This window comes from Pseudomonas agarici (assembly GCF_001543125.1).
Taxonomy (GTDB): Bacteria; Pseudomonadota; Gammaproteobacteria; order Pseudomonadales; family Pseudomonadaceae; genus Aquipseudomonas; species Aquipseudomonas agarici.
The window spans coordinates 1,764,062-1,786,590 of sequence record NZ_CP014135.1 but is presented as its reverse complement, the minus strand read 5'-3'; the positions used below and the strand labels follow the sequence as shown (position 1 = coordinate 1,786,590).

Here is a 22,529-nt window from a genome sequence, read left to right as displayed (position 1 = left end):
GCCTCTACCTGTATGTCGACGAAGGTTATGAACCACTGGCGCGAGTCGATGGCCTCGGCGACGTACAGAAAATCCGCCACTACCACACCGACCCCAACGGCTTGCCCGAGCAACTGACGGAGGCCGATGGCACCCGGGTATGGCAGGCGCGCTACAAGGTCTGGGGCAATACCCTGGAAGAAGTGCGCGAACCGTACTATATCGAAGAGCAGAACCTGCGCTTTCAGGGGCAGCACCTGGACCGCGAGACGACGCTGCACTACAACACCTTTCGGTTCTATGATCCGAATGTGGGGCGGTTTACCACGCCGGATCCGATTGGACTCGCTGGTGGGGTCAATCTGTACCAATATGCGCCGAATACGGCGGGATAGATTGATCCACTAGGGCTAACCAATAATCCTATTAGCGGTACCCCATTAGGTGAAATACTGGAACACGTATCCTCAAGAACAGGAAAAACATATCAAGGCCAACAGATATTTAAGGTGGCGGGCAAAACGACAGTTGATAACATTAAATTTAAAACGGGGGACTACTACTATATGGATGGTATGCACAAAGATCACATAGAAACATTTTCATCGAAAAACTCATCAAAAGGGGTGTTTAATTTTTACGGAACGTACAACACAGCAAAATCTACCAAAGCAGCCAAAAGAACAGGGCCAGGTTGCTGACGAATCCAAGGGCTAAATTTTATGAATGCACTAGAGAGCGAAATCCTAAAAAATAAAAATGACCTCATTGAAGGGACATTTTGTTTTGAGCTATTCGAAGAGAAAAATTTTAATGAAATTTTGTTCAGCAAACTGATAATCGACATAGAGGAAGCTCTAAAAAAATCTGCTCCTAAACCGTCAATCGAACTCAAGGAGTTCCTAGTTTGGTTTGTCATGGGGATGATGCATTGTATTATATGTCACAACGACAGTAACGATTCATACAAAATACAAGATTTTTCTATGGAAAAATGGCATGAAACATATGAGATAAAACTAAATGGTATCCTTATGATGCTCATAAAAAACTGATAATAGAAAAGGACACCCATTAGTCGATCTCAAGTCAAGGATAAAAGTCACCCAGTCCTGCTGTTTTAACTGCAGGGTTTTTGTCTCTTTCAACCCGGCAAAAATGAGACAGATTTGAATCGCATTTACTTAACAGCTAACTAGCTAATATACCTGAGAAAAATTGGACAGATTTATTTTCATCTGTGGAACATCAGCGTAGCACATCCTTTTTTGATGAAAAATAGCCGCTTGGTTGCGGCTGTAAAAGATTTTCAGCATGAATCAATTTTTATCATTCCATTCGACAACTTTAACATCAACGCATGGGAAACTATATTTGAGGACAGAGCCATATCACTCCCTATAGACTCTACGCCTGTAGAAATTGGAAGAGCCATAAAAAATGGCATTTAATATTGCAATTTACCATCCTCGGAAAAAATAGGAAAAGACAAGAAAAAGCTACAATTTTTATACGCTAGAGAGAAAAATGGGACATGGCTAGATCCCCAAACCTTGCAGGCAATATTTGAACTCATCAGAAAAAACAGATTCACCTGACCCTCAGTCCATTATAAACTTCATAAATCACTACCGCGAATATGATGATTTCTTGGAGCTGTAAAAAACATATAAAAAAAGGAAGAAACGGCAAGAAACGGCAAAGAGGACAGTTTTTTAGATAGTGGGACATCTAATTGCCAAGATCACCACCGACGCGCTGATGGCGTCAGAGTGTGGCGGCCCGCTACACAGCGAACCGACACAGGTGGCCATTCACCATACTCGATGAATCAAACCTCGTTGCGCGCCACCAAGCGGGAGAAGCTGGCCACGCAGGCCGCGGCGGCAAAACCGGCGCCGATATACAGCGCCAGGATCGGCCCCTGTGTGCTCGACAGACCGAAGCTCAACGCCACCAACGCAGCTCCGGTCGACTGTCCGATCAGCCGGGCAGTGGCTATGATGCCACTGGCGCCGCTGCTGCGTTCACGCGGTGCGCTGGTCATCAAAGCCTTCTGATTCGGCGACTGGAAGAAACCAAAACCCAGGCCACAGATCATCATGCGAATACCGATATCCAGCGCACTCGGGTCCTTCGGCAGTAAAGCCAATGACAGCATGCCCAGGGACAACACTCCCAAACCGATACCGCCCAGTAGCCCCGGCGGGTAGCGGTCCGACAAACGTCCGGCCAACGGTGCGATCAGCGCCACCACTACCGACCACGGTGTCATCAGATAACCGGTCTGTATCGGGTCACGGCCCAGTATCGTTTCGAAAAAGAACGGCAACGAAACAAACGCCAGGCTCTGGGTAGCGAAGGAGCAGAAGGCCGTTACCGCCGAGAGCGCAAACATTGGCCGCCTGAGCAAGTCGATGGGGAACATTGGCGCCGGATGCCCAGCCTCGCGGCGGATCATCAGGAAACCGGCGCTGATACACACCAGCAACGCCAGGCAGATCGGCAGCGCACCGGCAAACTGCGCGCCCTCCCCCAGTGCATAGATCAACGAGCCGAAAGTGACGATGCTCAGACCCGCGGTGACCCAGGCAAAGCGCTGGCCGTTGGGCGGCGTATAGGGCAACGAAGGAATGGCCATGGCCAGGGCGAGCAGGCCGATGGGAATATTCACCCCGAACAACCACGGCCAATCGGCTACCGAGAGGATCAGCGAAGCCACGGTCGGCCCGGCGGCGAACGACATGCCCACCACCAAGGCATTGAGGCCCATGCCCTTACCAAGCTTTTCCGGCGGGAACAGGCTGAAGATTAGCGCGGCGTTGACGCTCATGACCGCACTCGCGCCCACCCCCTGGAGGACACGGGCCAAGGTCAATTGAGTCAAGGTGGTCGACATCGCGCACAGCGCCGAGGATACCGTGAACAATATCAGGCCGAACAGATAGACCTTGCGATGCCCAAGCACCCCGCCCAACGAAGCGAAAGCCAGGATGGTCGCGACTGCCGACAGTTGGTAGGCATTGATGATCCACACCGAGGCAGCCGGTGTGGCGTGCAGGCTGGTGGCGATGGCCGGTAATGCCGTGTTGGCGATGGCGGTATCCAGCGATGCCAGGGCAATGGAGATCAGAATCGCCAACATGCCACTGACCTGACGCGATAGGCGCGGCCTGAAAATCCCCAATAACCCGCTGATCGCACACCCCCCGAAACCCGTTGCACAGAACGGATCATAGCTTTTTGCCAATAACACTGAGGACGCATGGCTGACCTGTGCCAGTACAACAGTCAGCGCGGGTTCAGTTTATGTCGCTGCTCATGGTGATCCCATAACCTGGCTTGATAAACTAGCGCTTTCTTGGATCACTCCCAATCAAAGGTTGTCAATGGACGTCCTGGCAAGCATGAAAGTCTTCGTCAAAGTGGTGGATCACGGCAGCTTCAGCGCGGCGGCGCAGTCCATCGGCATCTCCTCGACCATGGTCGGCAACCATATCCAGGGCCTGGAGAAACATCTGGGCACCCGCCTCTTGCATCGCACCACCCGCCGGCAGAGCCTGACCGAGATCGGCCAGGGCTATTACACCCAGTGCCTAGTAATTCTCGGGCAGTTGGAACAGGCCGAATTGATCGCCCGCGAACAGCGTGCCCATCCTCGGGGCAGGCTACGGGTCAGCGCCTCGGCGACCCTGGCCTCGGACCGGCTGATGCCAGCGCTTGCCGCTTACCTCAAGACCTACCCGGAAGTGGATATCGAACTGCAATTCAATGATCGCGTGGTGGACCTGGTGGAAGACGGTTTCGATGTGGTATTTCGCTACGGTGAGTTGCCCAGCAGCGGATTGGTTGCACGCCTGCTCAACAGGAACCGTCGGATCGCCTGCGCCTCACCTGCGTATCTGGCGGCCCATGGCACGCCACAGGTACCGGCGGATCTGCAGCAACATAACTGCCTGGTGTTCCTGCGGGCCACTCCCCAGCGCGAGTGGTCATTTCGCGGAGTGAGCAGCGAGAATATCCGCGTCCACGGACAGCTCTCGGCCAATAACGGCATCGCCTTGATGAATGCGGCGCTGGAAGGTATCGGGATTGTCTTGCTACCACAGACGCTGGTGCAGGAGGCCTTGAAGGATGGGCGCCTGGTTCACCTGTTGCCGGACCATGAAACGCTGGACCGGCCGCTGCACCTGGTTTATCTGCCGGATAAACATATGACGCCGAAGTTGAGCAGTTTTATCGAATTTATGGTGGGACGGTTTGCCTGATTAAGGTGCCGTGGGAGCGATCAAACCAGACCAACGTGCTGATCGAGAATCGGGGTCTGCCTGCCAACCGTCGATTAAACAAAAGGCCTGGGATGATCACTCATTCCAGGCCTTCCATACAGGCTACTCGTGCCAGCCGATCAGACCTTGACGATCCAACCCTTCGGCGCCTCGATATCACCGGTCTGCACGCTCGTCAGTTCCTTGTACAGACGCTGGGTCACTGGCCCGACCTCGGTCTCGCTGTGGAACACATGCAGCTTGCCGTTGTACTCGATGCCACCGATTGGCGTGATCACCGCAGCAGTCCCGCAGGCCCCGGCTTCGATAAAGTCGGAGAGCCTGTCGATCTGCACATCACCTTCGACCACCTTCAAGCCCAGACGCGACTGCGCCAGTTCGATCAACGACAGGCGAGTAATACCTGGCAGCACCGAAGGCGATTTTGGCGTGACGAATTCATTGTGGGTCGTGATGCCGAAGAAGTTGGCGGAACCCACTTCCTCGATCTTCGAATGAGTCAACGGGTCCAGGTAGATGCTGTCGGCAAAGCCGCGCTTCTTGGCTTCGGCACCCGGCATCAGGCTGGCTGCGTAGTTGCCACCGACCTTGGCCGCGCCGGTACCTTCGGGTGCCGCGCGGTCATAGCTGGAAATCACGAAGTTGTGCGGCTTCATGCCGCCCTTGAAGTAAGCACCTACCGGGACACAAAACACCGAGAAAATGAACTCCGGAGCGGTACGCACGCCGATATTATCGCCCACGCCGATCACGAACGGACGCAGGTACAGGGCACCCCCGGTACCGTAGGGAGGAATGAAACGCTCGTTAGCCTTGATCACCTGCCTGCAGGCTTCGATAAAAGCTTCGGTCGATGGCGCCGGCATCAGTAGGCGGGCACAACTGCGCTGCATACGCGCGGCGTTCTGGTCAGGCCGGAACAGGTTGATCGAACCATCTTTGCAACGGTAGGCTTTCAGGCCTTCGAAACATTGCTGGCCGTAATGCAGCGCGGTCGAACCTTCGCTGATGTGCAGGACATTGTCTTCGCTCAGCGAACCGTTGTCCCACTCGCCGTCACGGAAGTACGACAGATAGCGCTTGTCGGTTTTGATGTAATCGAAACCCAACTTGTCCCAGTTAATGCTTTCCTGACCCATGGCACCCTCAATCGTCTGATAACCACCTGGATATCCCAGGCTTATGACATTTTTTTCGCAGGTAAACACAATACTCTATTCGGACAGGAAATCGCAGCCTGAACGACAGCCTGTCCTACGTGCGTTTATGCGCGCTCCGCACTGGCAGGGAGCTGGCCTCAAGCCCTGTCTTCAAGGTCCTATCCTACGTATCCCTGGGGCGACTACATGAGGATTTCCTGATGATCGAGCGCCGGGCCGCAAGCGGCGCCAGCGCGAAAGTCGAGGGAACAAGCGGATCAACCCGGAATGGTCAGGCCTTTCACCACCGCCGGCCGGGCGAGGAATTGCTCCAGCGCACGGGTAACATGAGTGAAGTCCTGAATACCCACCAGGTCGCCGGCCTCGTAGAAGCCAATCAGATTGCGGACCCATGGAAAGGTGGCGATATCGGCGATGCTGTAGTCGTCACCCATGATCCAGCGACGGCTCTCCAGACGTTGGTCGAGCACCGCCAGCAGGCGCTTGCTTTCAGCGACGTAACGGTCGCGTGGGCGTTTGTCCTCGTACTCCTTGCCGGCAAACTTGTTGAAGAAACCGACCTGACCGAACATCGGCCCGATCCCGGCCATCTGGAACATCAGCCATTGGATAGTTTCGTAGCGACTGGCCGGATCCTGGGACATGAACCGCCCGGTCTTCTCGGCGAGGTAGATCAGAATCGCGCCGGACTCGAACAATGCCAGCGGCTGGCCACCGGGACCGTTCGGATCGACGATCGCGGGGATCTTGTTGTTGGGATTCAACGACAGAAATGCCGCGCTCAACTGGTCATTGCTGGAAAAACTCACCAGATGCGGTTCGTAAGGCAGGCCCAGCTCTTCGAGCAGGATCGACACTTTGACACCGTTGGGCGTCGGCAACGAATACAACTGGAGACAGTCTGGACGTTGAGCAGGCCATTTTTGCGTGATGGCAAACGACGAAAGAGCGGTCATGGGAGGCTTCCAGTAAGCGACAGTGAATGCGGCAACGGGTCAGCACAAGCCACCCGTCCGGGGCCCTGATTATAGGCACAGCCAACGAGTGTGCTCACCTTGTTTGACGCGACACTCTTGCCCCATAAACAATAAACGCCTGTTTTTCGAGGGTATTTCCGGCAAGCCGTTGCGCATCAAAGCGTCCGACGAGGCAACGTGCAAACCCAAAGAGCGAGACTGTGCGTCAGGCCTCAGCGGAAGTCCCGGCTGCGCACGGTAATGTCCATCAGCATCGGACTCAGGTCGCTCAAGCGTCCGGCAATCACATTGCGCACTTCGCCTTCGGTTTCCAGGCGTCCGTCCACTTTCAATAGCTGTGAACCCACCAGCACCTGCCGTTGCCGCTCGGCCAGGTCACGCCAGACCACTACGTTGACATTGCCGAACTCATCTTCGAGAGTGACGAAGGTCACACCGCCAGCCGTGCTCGGGCGCTGGCGCCCGATGACCAGGCCAACGATGCTCACCGGGCGCCCATGCTCGACCGCCAGCAGCTCCCGTGAACTGCGACAGCGCATGGCTTGCAATTGCCCACGCAACAGCGCCAAGGGATGTGGACCGAGGGTGGTTCCAAGGCTGGCGTAATCCGCCTGCAGGTCTTCGCCGACACTCGGGCACGGCAAGGCCACCGGACTTTCGGCGCCCCTCGACAATCCAGCGAACAAGCCCAATTGCACCTCGACCCCAGCCACTTCCCAACGCGCCCGGTAACGGTTGCCCGCCAGGCCACGCAAGGCGCCAGCGTCCGCCAGCAATTCCTGGGCGCGGACATCGAGCCGGGCTCGCTCGCCAAGATCGGCGATATCTTTGAAGGCCCCCAGGCTGCGAGCCACTTCGATGCGCTGGGCATCCTCCTCGCGAAACCCGCGAATCATCCGCAAGCCCAGGCGTAGCGCCGGCTGCGCGCCTTCAGCGGGCTCCATGCTGCAATCCCAGCAACTGGTACGGACATCCACCGGACGGATCTGCAATTGGTGACGACGGGCATCCTGGAGGATCTGGTCCGGGCTGTAAAAACCCATCGGCCAACTGTTGATCAGCGCACAGGCGAAGGCCGCCGGCTCATGGCATTTCAGCCAACAACTGGCATAGGTCAGCAAGGCAAAGCTGGCAGCATGGGACTCGGGAAAACCGTAGCTGCCAAAGCCCTTGATCTGCTCGAAGATCTGCGCGGCGAATTCCGCCGGATAGCCGTTTTTTGCCATCCCCTCGGCCAGCCGCAGGCGATGCGGCTCAAGCCCGCCATGCCGCTTCCAGGCGGCCATGGAGCGGCGCAACTGATCGGCTTCGCCCGGGGTGTAGTTCGCCGCCACCACGGCGATCTGCATCACTTGCTCCTGGAACAGCGGCACCCCCAGGGTGCGCTTGAGGACTTCCTCAAGCTCCGGCGACGGGTAGGTCTCGGGCTCCTCCTTGTCGCGCCGACGCAGGTACGGATGGACCATGCCGCCCTGGATCGGCCCCGGTCGGACAATCGCCACTTCGATCACCAGGTCGTAGAAATTCTTCGGCTTGAGCCGTGGCAGCATCGACATTTGTGCCCGCGACTCGATCTGGAACACGCCGATGGTGTCGGCCCGACCGATCATTTCATAGGTCGGCCCGTCATCCGCGGGAATGCTCGCCAAGGTCCAGCGCGGACCACCACGGTACTGCTGCACCAGGTCAAAACAGCGACGCAATGCGCTGAGCATGCCCAGGGACAGGACATCGACCTTGAGCAAGCCGACCTTGTCCAGGTCGTCCTTGTCCCACTGGATAATCGTGCGTTCGGCCATGGTCGCGTTTTCCACCGGCACCAGGGTGTCCAGCGGTTGTTCGCAAATCACGAAACCGCCCGGATGCTGGGACAGATGCCGGGGGAAGCCGATCAGTTGCCGGGTCAACTCCAGCACCCGGCGCAACACCGGGCTGTCGGGATCAAAACCGTTTTCACGCAGACGCTCGGGCGGCGGCGGCTCATCGCTCCAATGGCCGCAGGCATCGGCCAGGGCATTGACCTGGTCTGGCGCCAATCCCAGCGCCTTGGCCACATCGCGCACCGCCCCCGCGCTATGATAGGTGCTGACCACCGCGGTCAAGGCCGCGCGGTCCCGGCCATAACGTCGGAACACGTATTGCAGCACCTCTTCACGGCGGTCGTGCTCGAAATCGACATCGATATCCGGCGGCTCGTTGCGCTCGCGAGACAGAAAGCGCTCGAACAGCAGGTTGGTGCGATCCGGGTTCAGTTCGGTGACGCCCAGGGCATAACACACCACCGAGTTCGCCGCCGATCCGCGCCCCTGGCAGAGAATGCCCTGGTCGCGGGCGAAGCGGACGATATCCTGCACCGTCAGGAAATAACTGTCGTAGTCCAGCTCGGCGATCAGCTTCAGCTCTTTTTCGATCAGCTCTCGGGCCTGCTCGCCAATCCCCTCGGGCCAACGGCGGCGGATGCCCTCTTCCGTCAGGTGACGCAGCCAGGTGGTCGGAGTCTGTCCTTGCGGCACCAGTTCACGGGGATACTGGTAGCGCAATTGACCGAGATCGAAGCTGCAACGTCGAGCAATGACCTGGGTTTCGGTCAGCAGAGTCGACGGATAAATGCCCCGCAAGACCTCAAGGCTGCGCAGATGGCGCTCGCCATTGGCATACAACTGCTGCCCGGCTTCGGCGACTCGGGTATGCAGACGAATGGCGGTCATGGTGTCTTGCAGGGCGCGGCGGGCCCGCACATGCATGTGCACATCGCCGCAGGCCACGGCGGGAATCGCCAGCTCGGCGGCCCTATCCAGCAGGCGCGTCAGATACCGGTCATCGTCCTGGCCACAATGCAGTTCCACGGCCAGCCACAGGCGCTCGGGAAAACGCTCGCGTAGCCAGCGACCATCGGTTTGGGCGATGTCCTGTCCGGGCAGCCACAATGCCAGCAATCCCGGCAACGCCTGTTCGAAATCTGTCGGTAGCACGCGATAACAGCCTTTTTCAGCGCGACGCCGCGCCTGGGTGATCAGTCGGCACAGGGCCTGGTAACCCAGCAGGTTTTCCACCAGCAGCACCACCCGAGGACCGTTGTCGATCTGCAGTTCACTGCCGATGATCAGCGGCAGGTCGCACGCCTGTGCGGCCTGCCAGGCCCGAACTATCCCGGCCAGGGTGCATTCGTCGGTGATCGCCAGGGCCTGATAACCTTGCTCCTTGGCTCGCTCGAACAGCTCCTGGGCACTGGAAGCACCACGCTGGAACGTGAAGTTCGACAAGCAATGCAATTCGGCGTATTCGCCACTCATGCGAACCAGCCCTGCAGCAGCAACGGGCCACTTTCCCCCACGGGGCGATAAGCCCAGGCGTGCCGACCGGCAGGAGTTTGGACTCGATAATAGTCACGGCGCACATCCGCGCCATCCCACCATCCCGACTCGATCCGCTCCGGCCCGAGCAGGACCTTTGCTGCCTGCTCGGGCAGTGGCAGCGGCTCCTTGAGCAGCCAGCCGGGGCGCAGCGGTCCGGCCACGGCCAACGGACCCGGCGTAGTCGCCGACAGCGGCTGCCAGGCGCACTCGGGACGGTGATCGGCCTGAAAGCGCAGGCCCTGCACCGCTTCGTCGCCGAGCCGGGCACGCAGGCGTTCGCGCAATTGCTCCCAGGGCAAGGATTGATGCGGGCGTTCGTCGAACAATTGGCGGTGCTGGGGAACAAACGCCGGCAAGTCCTCGGCCTCCAGGCGAAAGCCGCGTACCGGCGACTCGACCTGGACTTGTTCCAGCCGTCCGCGAGCCAGTTCGAACAGCATCGCCGGATCGCGTTCGGCACTCAGCAGGCCGACCTTGATCCGCGTGTCCGCCACCCCGGTATGTTCCAGGATCAGTTCGAAGCGCTGCACGCCGCTGTCACGACCACTGAGAAACGCCGCCAAATCGCTGGTCAGGCGACGCAAGGGAAACAGCAGTGCCTGGTGCGAGGTCACGTCGAAATTCAGCTCGATTCGCGCCGCAAAGCGATCTGGCGGTAGGTAGAACGTCAAGGCCAGTGGCCGCTCGCCTAGCAGGGTGTCGAGATGCTTGAGCAACGCCGCATCGAAACGCCGGGCCAAGCTGTGCCGAGGCAAGGCCAGAACCTGATCCAAGGTCCGCAGCCCCATGCGCGACAGGGCCGTGGCCGTCTCCTTCGCCAGCCCGATCCGCTCGATCGGCATCGCCCCCAGGGCTTGGCGCAAGGCGGCGGTGTCCGCCAGGGCGAGGCCATCGTAGGCATTGGCCAGGACTCGCGCCGCCGCCGGATGGGGCGCGACCACGATCCGGTGACGAAACCCCAGTTCAGTCAGTTCCTGGCGCAAGCGCACTTCCAACTGCGGCCAGGGTCCGAACAGGTCCAGGCTGGATTCGATTTCGAACAGCAAGGCACGCGGATAGCGCAGGCTGACCTGGGAGCTGAAGCGATAGGCCCAGGCGGCAAGAAACTGTTGCCACTGCTCGATTTCGACGGGGTCGTATTCAGCGCTGGCAAAGGCTTTAGTCAGGGCATGGGCGGCGGTCAGCGATTGTCCGGGACGCAGGCCCAAGGCTCGGGCCGAGGCGTTCACCGCCTGTACGATGCGCCGTTGCGGCGAGCCGGTCAGCAGCGCCAACGGCGCATCGGGCTCGGCGGTCCGGCGCAACACACTGTCCAAGGCCAATTGCGGAAATACGATGCAGACCCAACGCATATCAACCTCAATACCCGGCACTGAAGGCGATCGGTGCCGCATGAGCCAGGCCGCCACGGCACTTGAGCACCCGCAATTGTGCAGGCCGGCCATCAATGGCAATCCGCAGGGCCGCTGGCGACGGGTTGATCGCCGCCGCTAGCGAGCGGTAGGCAAACGCCAGGGTCTGACCGGTTTGCGCGGCCACCTGCAAGCGGCGCAAGGCGCGGTCATCGACCTGTTGCGGCCAACACAGGACCGCCCCACAACTGCCGGAACGCAGGCACTGCTCAGCCGCCCACAAGGCATCCCGTGGGGGTGCCTGGATCACCGACAACTGCCGCAGGTCCACGCCTGCGCTCAACCACGCTTGAGGATAGGGCACATGGGGCGGTGCCACCAGGACAATGCGCTCGCCTCGCGCCGACAGCCGCGCCAGGGTCGGCCAGACCAGTTGCAATTCACCCACGCCCTCGCCGGCGATCAGGATTTCCATCAATGCCGATTCCGGCCAGCCGCCACCGGGCAATACCGCGTCCAGCGCGGCATGCCCGGTCGTTTGCAGGCTCGGGACCTGCGCCGCCGGTCGGCCCTTCCAGACCCGACGCTCGTCCAGCAGCGTGTCCAGCGCAACCACGGCGCCCATCAGGCTTGCCTCACCAAGCCGCAGAACACGCCTTCGATGGCCAGTTCCTGGTGTTCTGGGTCGACAACGATGGGCGCATAAGCCGGGTTGCGGGCCAACAAGCGAATGCCAGTTGCCGTGCGCTCGAAACGCTTGATAGTGACTTCGCCATCAAGCCGGGCCACGACGATCTGGCCGTTGCGTACTTCGACATTGCGCCGCACCGCCACCAGGTCGCCATCGAGGATGCCGTCGCCGATCATCGAATCACCCTGTACCCGTAAGAGGAAATCCGGAGTCCGGGAAAACAGCCCCGGATCGAGCCACAAGCGGCTGTGGACCTCGGCGTCAACATCGATCGGCAGGCCGGCTGCCACCCGTCCCAGCACCGGGATTTCCAGCAAGGCCGGGCGCGCGGGCTGGTTCAGCAGGCGGATACCCCGTGCCTGGTGGGCGTTGACCTCGATAAAGCCGGCTTCGGCCAGCGCCACCACATGCTTGCGCGCCACGCTACGCGAGGCAAAGCCAAAGGCCTCGGCAATCTCGGCAAGGCTCGGAGGCTGGCCGTTTTCCGCGATACGCTCGCGGATAAAGGTCAGGATAGCGGAACGGCGAGGACTTAAAATGCTCATGGAGTACATTTGTACTCCTGTAGGACTCTCCTGACAAGAGCCACTAATCGATACCCTGTCGCGCCCCTTGACCAGTGTCCTTCGCCCTGTGATTCCCCAGGAGAAAAGTACTCTGTCACTTCGCCTGCCGAATAAACACAAACAACAATAACAGAATATGCCTACAGAACTATCTCGCAACCCAAAACATGCAAGTAATTTCTCGGACTTTAAAATAAAAATAACACTGAAAAAACAATCATGAATATTGAAAAACAAAACCTGATCGTTATAGCGTGAGCGTTTCAATCAATAATAAAATTCCTACACAATATACCATGAAACAGTGAACAAAGACCTGTAAATGGACTTTACCCACAGAACGGAAACTTGCATAAAAAGGTCCAGTATCATGCCCTCACTCCATACCGCCCAACTTGACGACCTGTTCGAGCACAATACATTCCTACCCGACTCGACACCGGACCGTTTCTATCGTCTGCTGGACCAGATAAGCCAGGATCGCTACACCACCCTCGCCGCCCTATATGCCAAGGCTTATCGTCTATTTCCGAGTACAGCCGAACTCGACGAGTTCTTTGCCAGTACCGCGAACCTGATCCTGCTGCCGGGTGCCCAACGGCGGGAGATCATCAATGAATCGGTGTTCCAGATCTGGGCTCGCCGGGTCCTGCACCTTACTCATGAGGTGCTCGGTGGTTTGCGTGATGATCTTTCGTCCTTGCAACGCAGCCTCCAGGAATTGCCGGATATCCTGCGACGGATCGCCCGTGCAGCCACCGAACATTCATATACCCATCGCCCACCTATTCGGCAGTTCGATATCGACCCACTGATCGCCGAGGTGCTCGCGCCCTGCTACGACTTTGCGCAAGACCTCGCCACCCGCCAGCGCCTCGAAGACTGCGGTTACTCCATTCATTTTTTCAGTGATGTGGTGAATGTAGCCCTGTCTCGTATCGCCATGACCTGGCCCGGCTGCCACGCGCAGTTTCGCCATCTGGTCAAGCTGATCTGTTACCTGCCGGACGGCACCTTCCGCAGGGGTTCGGCCGCCCGCTACAGCGGCACCATCCTACTGTCGGCCAAGGACCATTCGCTTCTCGATGTCGAAGAGTCGCTGATCCGTGAAACCGCCCATCAACTGCTTTATTACATCGAGGAAATCAGTCCGCTGATCGACCCACAGATCACCACGCCGCGCCTGTATTTCCTGCCCTGGTCAAACCGACCGTGTGGCCTGTCCGAGTATTTCCAGGCGTTCTTCGCCCAACTGATGCGGGCCAAGTACCTGGAACGCGTGCGCCAACGCCCGGCCAGTGAAATGCAACGGGCCCAAGAGCATCTGATGTTCAGTCTGCGCGGCCTCGGCGAAGCTTTGCCGGAACTGGCCAGCAGCCGCGACTTCACCCGTCACGGCCGCATCCTGTTGGATAACCTGGCCGAAGAGGTGCGGGCGATGGAGCGGCAGCACATTGGAGTGGAGGCCAGGATGGTTTCCATATGAGCCATGTCCATGACCTTCATCGGCCAGTCGTCCGGCGCCAGCCCTGCGCTGATCACGCCGTCGCGGCCATCGTCCCAGATGATCGCCATATCATTGTTTTACAAACAATTAATCCGTAGCAGGTGTCTCTCGACGAGGACCGTTAGCTCTTTGAATATCCTCGCCTGCAGCATTAATTACCGCTCATCGCCCTTGAGTTACGCGTTGAATGATAGCCATCACGCCACGACAAGGACCTGTAACATGAGCTCCCCGATCACCTCAAGCGATCCCCCGGCGGACGCCGTCGCGTCGGTATCGCTAGAACACGCCATCGAGCATTTTCTCAGCGATCTGCCCGACGAGACCGCCCGGCAAATTCGCTTGGTTAGCGGCATCGATACCCCCGCCTTGCGTACTGCCTACAGCGAGGCCCGGCAGGTGCCGGCGCCATTGCTCGACACTCGGCTGCGCTTCGAACTGGAGCAGGAGATTCAGCGCTTCATCGATGCGCTGAGTCATGCCTCTGCCCCTGTATCCGAGCTGACGACCCTGTCCTGGCAGTTGCAACTGCTCGGCCTGGAACTGATCTGGCCCGCGACAAGCGTGTTGCAAGTGTATGACCCGCCCGACGATTCGGTGGCAGCCGAGTACGGTCCCGACCTCTCGCCGAGTCTGCCGAGAGTGCGTGTCAAACGGGCCGCGGTGCTCGATGGCAGCTTGTGGAGCAGCGTCCTGCAACACATGAGCCCGGCCCAAAAGGTCTCACTGCTGGGCGGGCAGTATTCCACCCTCGATACCCAGTTAGCGGTGCTCAGGCACAAGGCCGCCGTGCAACTGTCCTCGCACCGCAAAGGCCTGTTCGACAACCTTCATGTTTTCAGGCAGCAATCGCATGATCCGCTGGTGAATCTGTTGCGTAGCCGAATGCCCCGGCTTTCCCGAGCGATGGCCAACGAATTGCTCGCTAATTCGAGCAAGCATGACCTTCAGTCGCTGAAACTCTCCGGGGGCGAAATGAGCGAGAGCCAAGCACGGGATGCCCACTGGTATCTTCAGGAAGAACGCTTGAACCAGGCTTACGAAGGTCTCTTCCTGGAAAGCCGACAGCATAACGACGACACCCACCGACTGGTGCTACACAGCCTCGCCACCCTGGCGAATTGGCCGCCAAGCGGGGTACGCCTGGAACTGCGCGAACACGTGCCGGACGGCGCGTTGCTGGCCAGCGTCGGCGACCCATGGGCAGAACAGCTCCATCTCATCCTTCGGCACAACGGCCGTTTCGCCCTGCATACCCCCGACAGTGCGGTGGCAGAGTCAGTGCCCGACCTGCTGGCAGCCCTGGCGACGCTACCCGACACCCTACGCAACCGACTCGGCCTGACGGATCGCCAGGCCATCCAACGCCTGCTACGCCAGCATCCTCCTCTTTCACGCGCTCATCTAGGCGCCTTGCTAGGACTCTCTCTCTTGGAACCCTCAAAACGTCTTTCCAATGGCAACGGCTACCAGCAGGACTCACCCAGCAACTTCACTGCCCCCGACCCCCTTGCCCAAAGCCAGCGGGAGACCTTCGATGCTCTGGCCGCCACCAATGAGCGCACCCTGTTGCTGGCGCAACAGCAACCCAATTTCCACTGGTTCGCGGCCCTGCTCCTGGGCCGGCAACTGGCGCATGACTTTCCCCTGGCCGCCTCGAAAGATCCCGATGCGATCTTCCTCAATACCTATGAGGAAAGCCTTTACTGGCCTCTGTCGGACACCGGCGAACGCGGCGAGCAGGTCCGTTATCGCGCAGTCAAGCAGTCGCGCACGTTGACGGAGGTCTTCAGCCACCACCTGGCCGGCAATCCCCAAACCTTCAACCCGGCCACGAGCGGCTTCTACGCCAGTGCAACCGCCGCCTACAACGAACAACAACTGGCCGGCCTGGACCTCGCACGCTTCGGTAAAACCTTGAATGATGCAGGCCTGGGCTTCGACACGCGCCTTACCGAGCAAGTGGACGGTTTCTGGGCCAGCGCCGCCCCGTTGCTGCGGGAAAACTTGCGGACCCAGATTCGCCTGGAAGCGCAGTTGCGCGAACTGGACCTGAGCGTGGATGAAAGCAACCGACTGGACCTGGAACAGGTGCTGGAACACCCCACCCATGACCTGCGTCGGAAAAAAAAACCCGTGGGCGGGCCGATCCACGTCTATCGGATTGCCGTGCAATCGCTCGACCTGTTGCTGGAAGGTTGTCTGGTTATCACCCGCAGCCCCGATGAGGACATCTACAAACTCCCGGCATTGCTCTACCAGATCGGCCGTGGTCTGGAGCAGTTCGCTTCGCTGCAGGCCCTGAAAAAGAGCCTGGCCCAGCGTCTGGATGACGAGGCCGAGCGCCAATCGCTGCTCGATCTGCTGCCCCGGCGGCAACGCGGCTGGAGCCCCAAGAACGCTGCCGAGCACGCGACTGTATTCAGCTACCGGAGCGAACAAGGCGATCCCTTCCAGATCCTGGTGGACGAATTGCTCGCCAGGCAGAAACAGGACTTCGCCGATACCTGGCGCTTCGCTAGAGGCGCTACGGGGCTGGAGAACGATGTCGGCGAGTTCGCCCGACAATTGAACGATGCCCTTAGCCTGGTCAAGCGGTTGGATATCTTTCCGGTTCTCCAGCGGCGTAATCGCGACCTGATGTTCAGCGACCTGTTGAAGCGAATCAACACCATCAGCCCAGACGAGCAAACCCGCCTCGCCGCCTTATGGCGACCCACCCTGAAAGTTGATCCGGTTCCCGCGTCGCTCGGCGACCTGCCGGCCCTCAAGACATACACCTCCGGTCTGCTCAAGACACACCTGCAACAGCACTATCCCCAAGTGCCGAGCGACCCTGACAATATCCTGGTACATGTCGCCCACCACACCATCCACCCGAGCCCCGCCTGGCAAAGCCAGTCACCGGTCAATAGGGTGCGCACCAGAAGCCTGTCGTTGACGGCCCTGGCGCTGGAGAACATCAAGGGGACGCGTTTGGGCGAAACGGTCCAGTTCAAGGCTGAAATCAGCGGCCCGACAGGGACCACGCTCAGTCTGTCGAACAGCGAAGTGCAGGCTATCGTGCGGAATGTCAACGCACTCGGACACTACAAGGCGCTGCTGGAGAACAAACTGCTGGGCTCGGACCGGGTGTCGCTGCGCACCGCCTGGGTCGAAGGGGAACGGGCGCGGATGAAGCTGCATGCCTATGTCGCCCGCCTGAGCGCAGACTTTCTCGACGCCAAGGACAGTGCTCTGGAACACGGCTACCGACGCATCGAACACGTGCTCGAACACCCTTCGCCAGAGCGTCGTCCACTGCTGGACGGCTACCGAGTCCAAGTCAACTACCTGATGCTTGGCGGCACGGACCAAGCGCGCAACGGTGTGAGCATCGATGAGGTGCTGGTCATCAGCACCAACAAGCCGAACGACACCCTGCTGCTCTACACACCACAAGCCTACGATGGCAAAGCCTGGCGCGAGCTGGCGAACGCATCGGCAATCGAATCGCTGCTACGCCAGCAAGATTGGAATAACTACTGCATTGCACGGGCCGCCCGGAACGAACAGTGGGATCCGGCCCAGTTGTTCGCACGTCAATTCCCCAAGGTTCGTTACTTTCCCATCGAAGGCGACCTGTTCACCACGCTGTACGAGGCCAGGACCCGTCATCTGATCAGCAGCGTGGAATACTTCGGAGCCAGCAACCAACGGGTAGATAGCGAAACACTCTGGTACTGGATCAACGTGGCCTTTCGCTTTGGCCTCGAGATCATTCTGGGTGTCGCCTCCTTGCCACTCAGCTTGCCCGTCTACCTGATGAGAGGCCTCTATGGCTTGGCCAACATCAGCCAGGCACTTGCCCTTGGGCACCACCAGGAAGCAGCGGATGCGCTAATCCAGACGCTGCTGGACGCTGCAGCGCCCTTGCCGCTGCAAGCGTTCAAGCCGCTGTTGCGGCAAATCCGACCATTGCCCCTGGCGCGGATTTCCCGCCTGGTCAGGACCAGTCGAGTCGGCCAGGACGGTAGCCGACAACTGCTTCTGGCCGCCGAGCCGTCGACGGCGACATCGCTCCGGTCCCTGGCCGCCGACCTCCGGGAATACGAAATCAGAACGCCGCCGGAACTGAACTATCTGCGCGACGGACTGTACGTGGACCGCACACCACGCATGGACCAGTATGTGAAACTGGAAGGCAAGTGGTACCGCACCGGCACCCGGGCCGGCAAACGCTACGTGCTTAGGGAGAACGCCTGGGCGGAAGACATCGAGCTCGTGCAAGTGGGCAACCGCTGGCAGCCCTTGCCCAGAGGGCGCCTGGCAGGCGGTGCGCCTGATTCGGTCGGTGCCATGCGCTATGAAATCGAAGCCATCCATCGCGGTACGCTCGAAGATCTGATTCGCACGTTCAGTCGGCGGCTTGATCGCAATTGGTGGGTCCCGAATGCCTCGGCGTCGGAGCGCCTGGCTGCGAGTCAACTTCATCAGGTTTCGCAACGCTTGCTTGAAGACGCTCAGTCTTTTTTCGCCGAGCGCCCGGCCTCTGTTCCCCGGACACTGGCGTCCGACCTACTGGAAGCAGGGACGGCGGCACAACTAATCGAACGTGGTTACCAGACCGGCAACGGCATCGTCCTCAGTGCAGCCTACCGGGCAAAGGCGGGTCGCAAGCTCCTGATCGACAACATGCGCTCGCTCGCCACGGAGCACCGGGTCAAGACCCTTTACCTGGAAAACCTCCTGAGGGACTTCGATCAAGTCCATCTCGATGACTTCCATCGCACCGGCGTCATGTCCCAACGCCTGACGAACACGCTGGAGATGCAGGATATCGCTCAAGGGATCGATCACCACGGCCCAAATACCCTGCAGGAGGTGATTCGCCAGGCACGGCGTTTTGGCATTCGCGTCCAGGCGCTCGACTGTGGCCCGAGCTACCGCCAAGGCATGGGCAGCTACACCCCGAATCGGGCCAGCACCCTGAAATACTATGCCCGACAGGTCATCAATACGGACCAATTGCAACAGGACCCGCATCGCTGGATCGCCCTGACCCAAGACTCACACGCCGCTGCCGTGCGCGGCGAGCCGGGCCTGGCCGAGCTACTGGGAGCAGTGAACCTGCGGGCCGTCGATATCGGCGGGCAACCCTTGCCGCTGCGCGTCCTGCGTGATCCAGGAGAGTTCACCAATGGCATATATGGGCCGGATATTCAGTGGGTGCGAGCTGATGCCAAGCTGGAAGTGAACGTCGCGCCCCAAGCGCTGCCACAGGTACCGAAGCCTCACAGAGGGTTACTGACTCAGGCTGGGGATTTTCTGATCGAACAACAAGGCGATCAGTACAATGTCGTCTTCCGACCGGTCGACCCTCAGAGCTCACGCTTGCTGGTCCCGAAGGAGATACCGGTGGTACGCAGCCAGCTTGCCGACACTGCAGGGAGCCCCTATGCGGTGTTTCATGTCCAGGACCCGCTGTTCGGCGACATTCGTGGAGTCAAGTACAGAAGCATCGAGGACCTGATATGGGGGCTCAAGCAGGCCAGGATGAGACAGGTGGTCGAACTCAGCGATGTCACCTACATGCGTCAGCCCAGGCTCGACACCCATCCGCAACTCAGCCGTGCCGGCATGTTCACCGTTGACACGGCTCCACAAGGACATGTGCTGATCAATCGTTCCAGGGATCGATCCCTGGCCACGACGATCATCCGCACCGACAGAGACACGGGCAAGTTCTATATTGTCCATCCGCGATGGGGGTTCAGCGCGACGCAACTGTTCGCCAGTATCGACGAACTGACCCAGGCGCTGATCAGAAAGGTTGGACTGGAGCGAGTCGCCGAATCCACCCATCTCTGATCCACACCCTCTGATCCACTGGCCTCTGACTCAAGCCGCCCGGGGGACCGGGCGGTGAACAGATAGCCTGTCTGATCGCCGATACGGAGATTGCGCCGCGCGCCCCGGACACCTTGCTATTCATTTCTTTCCCGATCCGCCGGCAGGCTCCTTATGCCGGCGCCTCCATCATTGTCATCGATGATGATCATCATCCCAATGAAGTTCTCTTAAAAATCCAACAGCGTAACCTTAGCTCCATACCAAACACATAACACCCGGAGCACACCACCATGAAACGCCAACTCTTCCTCGGCCTCGCTTTTTCGGTACTGGCAGTCAACGTTTTTGCTGCATCCTCGGCCCAACCCATGGTTAACCACACTCAGCAAGCCGTTGCTGAAGGCGGGTCGGATCGCCTGATCGAAAGCCGCATGGCCGAAGGTGGTTCCGACCGTTTGATCGAAAACCGCATGGCCGAAGGTGGTTCCGACCGCTTGATCGAAAACCGCATGGCTGAAGGTGGCTCCGATCGTTTGATCGAAAACCGCATGGCTGAAGGTGGCTCCGATCGTTTGATCGAAAATCGTCTGGCCGAGGGTGGCTCTGACCGTTTGATCGAAAGCCATGCATGAGTGACTTTACCGCAACATCCAACCCAAAGCCCGGCCTTGTCAGCCGGGCTTTTTTTCGTACTTTGTCCCGTCCTGAATAAGCTTTACACCTTCCGATCTGTTTTCAGGAGGGCGCAATGAGTTCTGGGAAAAGGCGCAACCGGCACGTACCTCCTGAAGAGCCAAGACCGCCTGGTCATATTTCGCCTATTTGGTCCCTTTTCAGTGTTACAAGAAGTGTTGGATCAGCAATATGTAGTACTAAAAAATATTCACTACAAAATGATTGACGCCTGCTTTCCGCACTTGCATGATGAGTTCGTCTCCCTGATCGGGAGCGTTGCAAAAGCGGTTGTTACAACAAGCTCGACAAGCCGTCGAGCTGTTCCGGATCTGTACTGCCCACAAGGCAGATTGATGAAGCTGACCTGTCGTGATCGTCCAAACGGGCGAGAAGCACCGGCCTAACGTCCTCAAAATGCTTGTGGCTGACCCCGTTGCTGTGGTCGGCGCCGTTCAAGGATTGCGCTGCCGCTTCGTCTCGTTGAAACGTTGTGTAGTGTTATTTTTCACTCACTACATGAATCACGCCCAGGGCCGGCGCCATGCTTCATGGACACGATTGTCCGTGCATGGCATCGCAGCAATTCGCCGTCTTGGCAATGATGCACACGTAAACCAGCCAGATTAACGAGTGGTCAAAGGGGCTTTAATATGAATCTGAACAATCAACCGACTATCGACGAACTGGCTCGACTATTCGCCTCGCGCAAAGACAGCCACGACGATCATATCCTCTGGATTAACCGGGCCGGGGATGTAAGACTCGACGCCCGCTCACCCTACACCGACGAGCACGCCTTTACCCAGGCCCGCTCCGAACTGTTCGCCTGCCTCAAGATGTACCGTCGCGGCCAGGGCTACGTTGGCAAGAAAGCGGCAGCGGACAAGGACTTCATAAGCGACGTCCTACAAGCGCTGAAGGCCAAATGGGCTTTCCACCAAACCTTGGCGAAGAGCGCCTAGCCGCTCACCCCGAATGTTGTGGCGAATGGGCTTACCCATGCTGGGGTCGAAGTGCCCTTGAAACCAGAAAATTCGCGGCATCAGTCAAACCGGGGCAATCGGGTTGATAGCTGCTTCGCCGCTCAACGCGGCGAGGCGGCGTTCCACCAAACGCCTTATCGCCATAACTCTTCAGTCAATATCGCCTTTACCGCCACACTTTGCGCCTCTCACAGAAGTATGACTGCCTGGGAAAGTCCAGAAGCTTGTTGGATTTGTCCAATTTACGCCGCTCCTGCTGCCCCACACTTGAGTCGTGGCCAATCTCCCACGGCCCGACTTCCACGAGGAAAACCCGCATGAGCGACTATGTATTCACCCCCCGTCCCATCCCTTCCATGGCCGTCGAAGGCGAGTCGACACGTTTTCCCATCCGGCGGGTGTTCTGTGTCGGTCGCAACTACTCCGAACATGCTCGGGAAATGGGCCATGACCCTGACCGCGAGCCGCCGTTCTTTTTCATGAAACCCGCCGATGCGGTGGTGCCGGCAACTGGCGTGATCACTTACCCGCCACTGACTCAGGACTTGCACCACGAAATCGAACTGGTGGTAGCCATCGGTGAAGGCGGTACCGGAATCGATCCGGCCGACGCTCTTCGCCATGTCTGGGGCTACGGCGTCGGCCTCGACCTGACCCGTAGGGACATCCAGACCCAGGCCAAGAAGCTTGGCCGGCCATGGGACTGGGCCAAGGGCTTCGACGAGTCGGCACCCTGCACCGCCTTGCGCCGGGCCGCGGCACTGGGGCACCCAGACAGCGGGGCCATCTGGCTAAAGGTCAACGATGTCGAGCGCCAACGCGGCGACCTGACGGACCAGATCTGGTCGGTCCGCGATGTGATCAGCCATGTGTCGCACTCGGCCGGACTGCAGCCTGGCGACCTGATCTTCACCGGCACACCGGCGGGCGTCGGCCCGTTGCTACCAGGCGACCGGGTCAACGCCGGAATCGAGGGCATCGCCAGCTTCGAGTTGACCATCGGCTAGTGACCTGTACGGTGAGTTCGTTAGCTCAAGTTCGGATGCCACCCGTTCATGGCCAAGGCGCGGTGACGAGTCATAACCTGGCTATGGCAAGAAACAGCAACGCCGGCCAGGGGCCGGTGGCGCCGAAATTGACTCATAGAACTCACCACACAGGC

The 22,529-nt window shown here is 59.0% G+C and carries 15 protein-coding genes; 8 read left to right on the top strand and 7 right to left on the bottom strand.

Features of this window, described 5'->3' with window-relative positions; translation table 11 throughout:
• Together AWM79_RS07825 and AWM79_RS07820 are read left to right on the top strand one after the other, a co-directional pair.
• The coding region (locus AWM79_RS07825) for an RHS repeat-associated core domain-containing protein (protein ID WP_244159625.1) at positions 1–374 on the top strand (374 nt) is incomplete at its 5' end.
• Between the two features lie 327 nt (positions 375–701).
• On the top strand, positions 702–1,034 hold the full coding sequence (locus AWM79_RS07820; RefSeq protein WP_060782556.1) for a hypothetical protein: 333 nt from the start codon (positions 702–704) through the stop codon (positions 1,032–1,034).
• Between the two features lie 776 nt (positions 1,035–1,810).
• Here the strand turns inward: AWM79_RS07820 and AWM79_RS07815 are convergent.
• A complete protein-coding gene (locus AWM79_RS07815) occupies positions 1,811–3,124 on the bottom strand; it encodes an MFS transporter (RefSeq protein WP_017133917.1) in 1,314 nt (437 codons plus the stop codon).
• Between the two features lie 244 nt (positions 3,125–3,368).
• Between AWM79_RS07815 and AWM79_RS07810 the strand changes: the two genes are divergently transcribed.
• Entirely contained in the window at positions 3,369–4,247 is an 879-nt protein-coding gene (locus AWM79_RS07810; RefSeq protein ID WP_017133918.1) for a LysR family transcriptional regulator, read from the top strand.
• Positions 4,248–4,387: 140 nt separating this feature from the next.
• On the opposite strand, the gene AWM79_RS07805 is transcribed toward AWM79_RS07810, so the two are convergent.
• The 6 genes from AWM79_RS07805 to lexA all read right to left on the bottom strand — a co-directional run bounded on the left by AWM79_RS07805 (position 4,388) and on the right by lexA (position 12,358).
• Positions 4,388–5,407 (bottom strand): branched-chain amino acid aminotransferase, encoded by a 1,020-nt coding sequence (locus tag AWM79_RS07805; protein WP_017133919.1) that lies wholly within the window; start codon positions 5,405–5,407, stop codon positions 4,388–4,390.
• 278 nt (positions 5,408–5,685) lie between these two features.
• Complete coding sequence (locus tag AWM79_RS07800) at positions 5,686–6,384, bottom strand: glutathione S-transferase N-terminal domain-containing protein (protein WP_017133920.1); 699 nt, start codon at positions 6,382–6,384, stop codon at positions 5,686–5,688.
• 233 nt (positions 6,385–6,617) lie between these two features.
• On the bottom strand, positions 6,618–9,698 hold the full coding sequence (locus AWM79_RS07795; protein ID WP_060782555.1) for an error-prone DNA polymerase: 3,081 nt from the start codon (positions 9,696–9,698) through the stop codon (positions 6,618–6,620).
• Positions 9,695–11,113 carry a Y-family DNA polymerase gene (locus AWM79_RS07790; protein ID WP_060782554.1) on the bottom strand — a complete coding sequence of 473 codons (1,419 nt, stop codon included), beginning with the start codon at positions 11,111–11,113 and terminating at the stop codon, positions 9,695–9,697. Before AWM79_RS07790 ends, AWM79_RS07795 begins: the two co-directional genes overlap by 4 nt.
• Before the next feature lie 7 nt (positions 11,114–11,120).
• On the bottom strand, positions 11,121–11,738 hold the full coding sequence (gene imuA / locus AWM79_RS07785) for a translesion DNA synthesis-associated protein ImuA (protein ID WP_060782553.1): 618 nt from the start codon (positions 11,736–11,738) through the stop codon (positions 11,121–11,123).
• Positions 11,738–12,358 (bottom strand): transcriptional repressor LexA, encoded by a 621-nt coding sequence (gene lexA / locus AWM79_RS07780; protein WP_060782552.1) that lies wholly within the window; start codon positions 12,356–12,358, stop codon positions 11,738–11,740. The genes imuA and lexA overlap by 1 nt, the downstream gene beginning before the upstream one ends.
• 382 nt (positions 12,359–12,740) lie before the next feature.
• Between lexA and AWM79_RS07775 the strand changes: the two genes are divergently transcribed.
• The 5 genes from AWM79_RS07775 to AWM79_RS07755 all read left to right on the top strand — a co-directional run bounded on the left by AWM79_RS07775 (position 12,741) and on the right by AWM79_RS07755 (position 22,374).
• Entirely contained in the window at positions 12,741–13,856 is a 1,116-nt protein-coding gene (locus AWM79_RS07775) for an aKG-HExxH-type peptide beta-hydroxylase (RefSeq protein WP_017133926.1), read from the top strand.
• Positions 13,857–14,099: 243 nt separating this feature from the next.
• The gene (locus tag AWM79_RS07770; RefSeq protein WP_060782551.1) at positions 14,100–19,727 is read left to right on the top strand and encodes a membrane-targeted effector domain-containing toxin; all 5,628 of its coding nucleotides are present in this window, start codon (positions 14,100–14,102) and stop codon (positions 19,725–19,727) included.
• A gap of 272 nt (positions 19,728–19,999) precedes the next feature.
• The gene (locus tag AWM79_RS07765) at positions 20,000–20,341 is read left to right on the top strand and encodes a hypothetical protein (RefSeq protein WP_060782550.1); all 342 of its coding nucleotides are present in this window, start codon (positions 20,000–20,002) and stop codon (positions 20,339–20,341) included.
• Positions 20,342–21,034: 693 nt separating this feature from the next.
• Positions 21,035–21,346, top strand: coding sequence for a hypothetical protein (locus AWM79_RS07760; RefSeq protein ID WP_060782549.1), 312 nt, complete (start codon positions 21,035–21,037; stop codon positions 21,344–21,346).
• A 338-nt stretch (positions 21,347–21,684) separates the two neighbouring features.
• The gene (locus AWM79_RS07755; protein WP_060782548.1) at positions 21,685–22,374 is read left to right on the top strand and encodes a fumarylacetoacetate hydrolase family protein; all 690 of its coding nucleotides are present in this window, start codon (positions 21,685–21,687) and stop codon (positions 22,372–22,374) included.
• Positions 22,375–22,529 lie beyond the last annotated feature (155 nt).

Bases quoted from the DNA above. Each gene is read 5' to 3' on its own strand.
- AWM79_RS07820 (WP_060782556.1), top strand. From the start codon at position 702: ATGAATGCACTAGAGAGCGAAATCCTAAAAAATAAAAATGACCTCATT.
- AWM79_RS07815 (WP_017133917.1), bottom strand. From the start codon at position 3,124: ATGTTGGCGATTCTGATCTCCATTGCCCTGGCATCGCTGGATACCGCC.
- AWM79_RS07810 (WP_017133918.1), top strand. From the start codon at position 3,369: ATGGACGTCCTGGCAAGCATGAAAGTCTTCGTCAAAGTGGTGGATCAC.
- AWM79_RS07805 (WP_017133919.1), bottom strand. From the start codon at position 5,407: ATGGGTCAGGAAAGCATTAACTGGGACAAGTTGGGTTTCGATTACATC.
- AWM79_RS07800 (WP_017133920.1), bottom strand. From the start codon at position 6,384: ATGACCGCTCTTTCGTCGTTTGCCATCACGCAAAAATGGCCTGCTCAA.
- AWM79_RS07795 (WP_060782555.1), bottom strand. From the start codon at position 9,698: ATGAGTGGCGAATACGCCGAATTGCATTGCTTGTCGAACTTCACGTTC.
- AWM79_RS07790 (WP_060782554.1), bottom strand. From the start codon at position 11,113: ATGCGTTGGGTCTGCATCGTATTTCCGCAATTGGCCTTGGACAGTGTG.
- imuA (WP_060782553.1), bottom strand. From the start codon at position 11,738: ATGGGCGCCGTGGTTGCGCTGGACACGCTGCTGGACGAGCGTCGGGTC.
- lexA (WP_060782552.1), bottom strand. From the start codon at position 12,358: ATGTACTCCATGAGCATTTTAAGTCCTCGCCGTTCCGCTATCCTGACC.
- AWM79_RS07775 (WP_017133926.1), top strand. From the start codon at position 12,741: ATGCCCTCACTCCATACCGCCCAACTTGACGACCTGTTCGAGCACAAT.
- AWM79_RS07770 (WP_060782551.1), top strand. From the start codon at position 14,100: ATGAGCTCCCCGATCACCTCAAGCGATCCCCCGGCGGACGCCGTCGCG.
- AWM79_RS07765 (WP_060782550.1), top strand. From the start codon at position 20,000: ATGAAACGCCAACTCTTCCTCGGCCTCGCTTTTTCGGTACTGGCAGTC.
- AWM79_RS07760 (WP_060782549.1), top strand. From the start codon at position 21,035: ATGAATCTGAACAATCAACCGACTATCGACGAACTGGCTCGACTATTC.
- AWM79_RS07755 (WP_060782548.1), top strand. From the start codon at position 21,685: ATGAGCGACTATGTATTCACCCCCCGTCCCATCCCTTCCATGGCCGTC.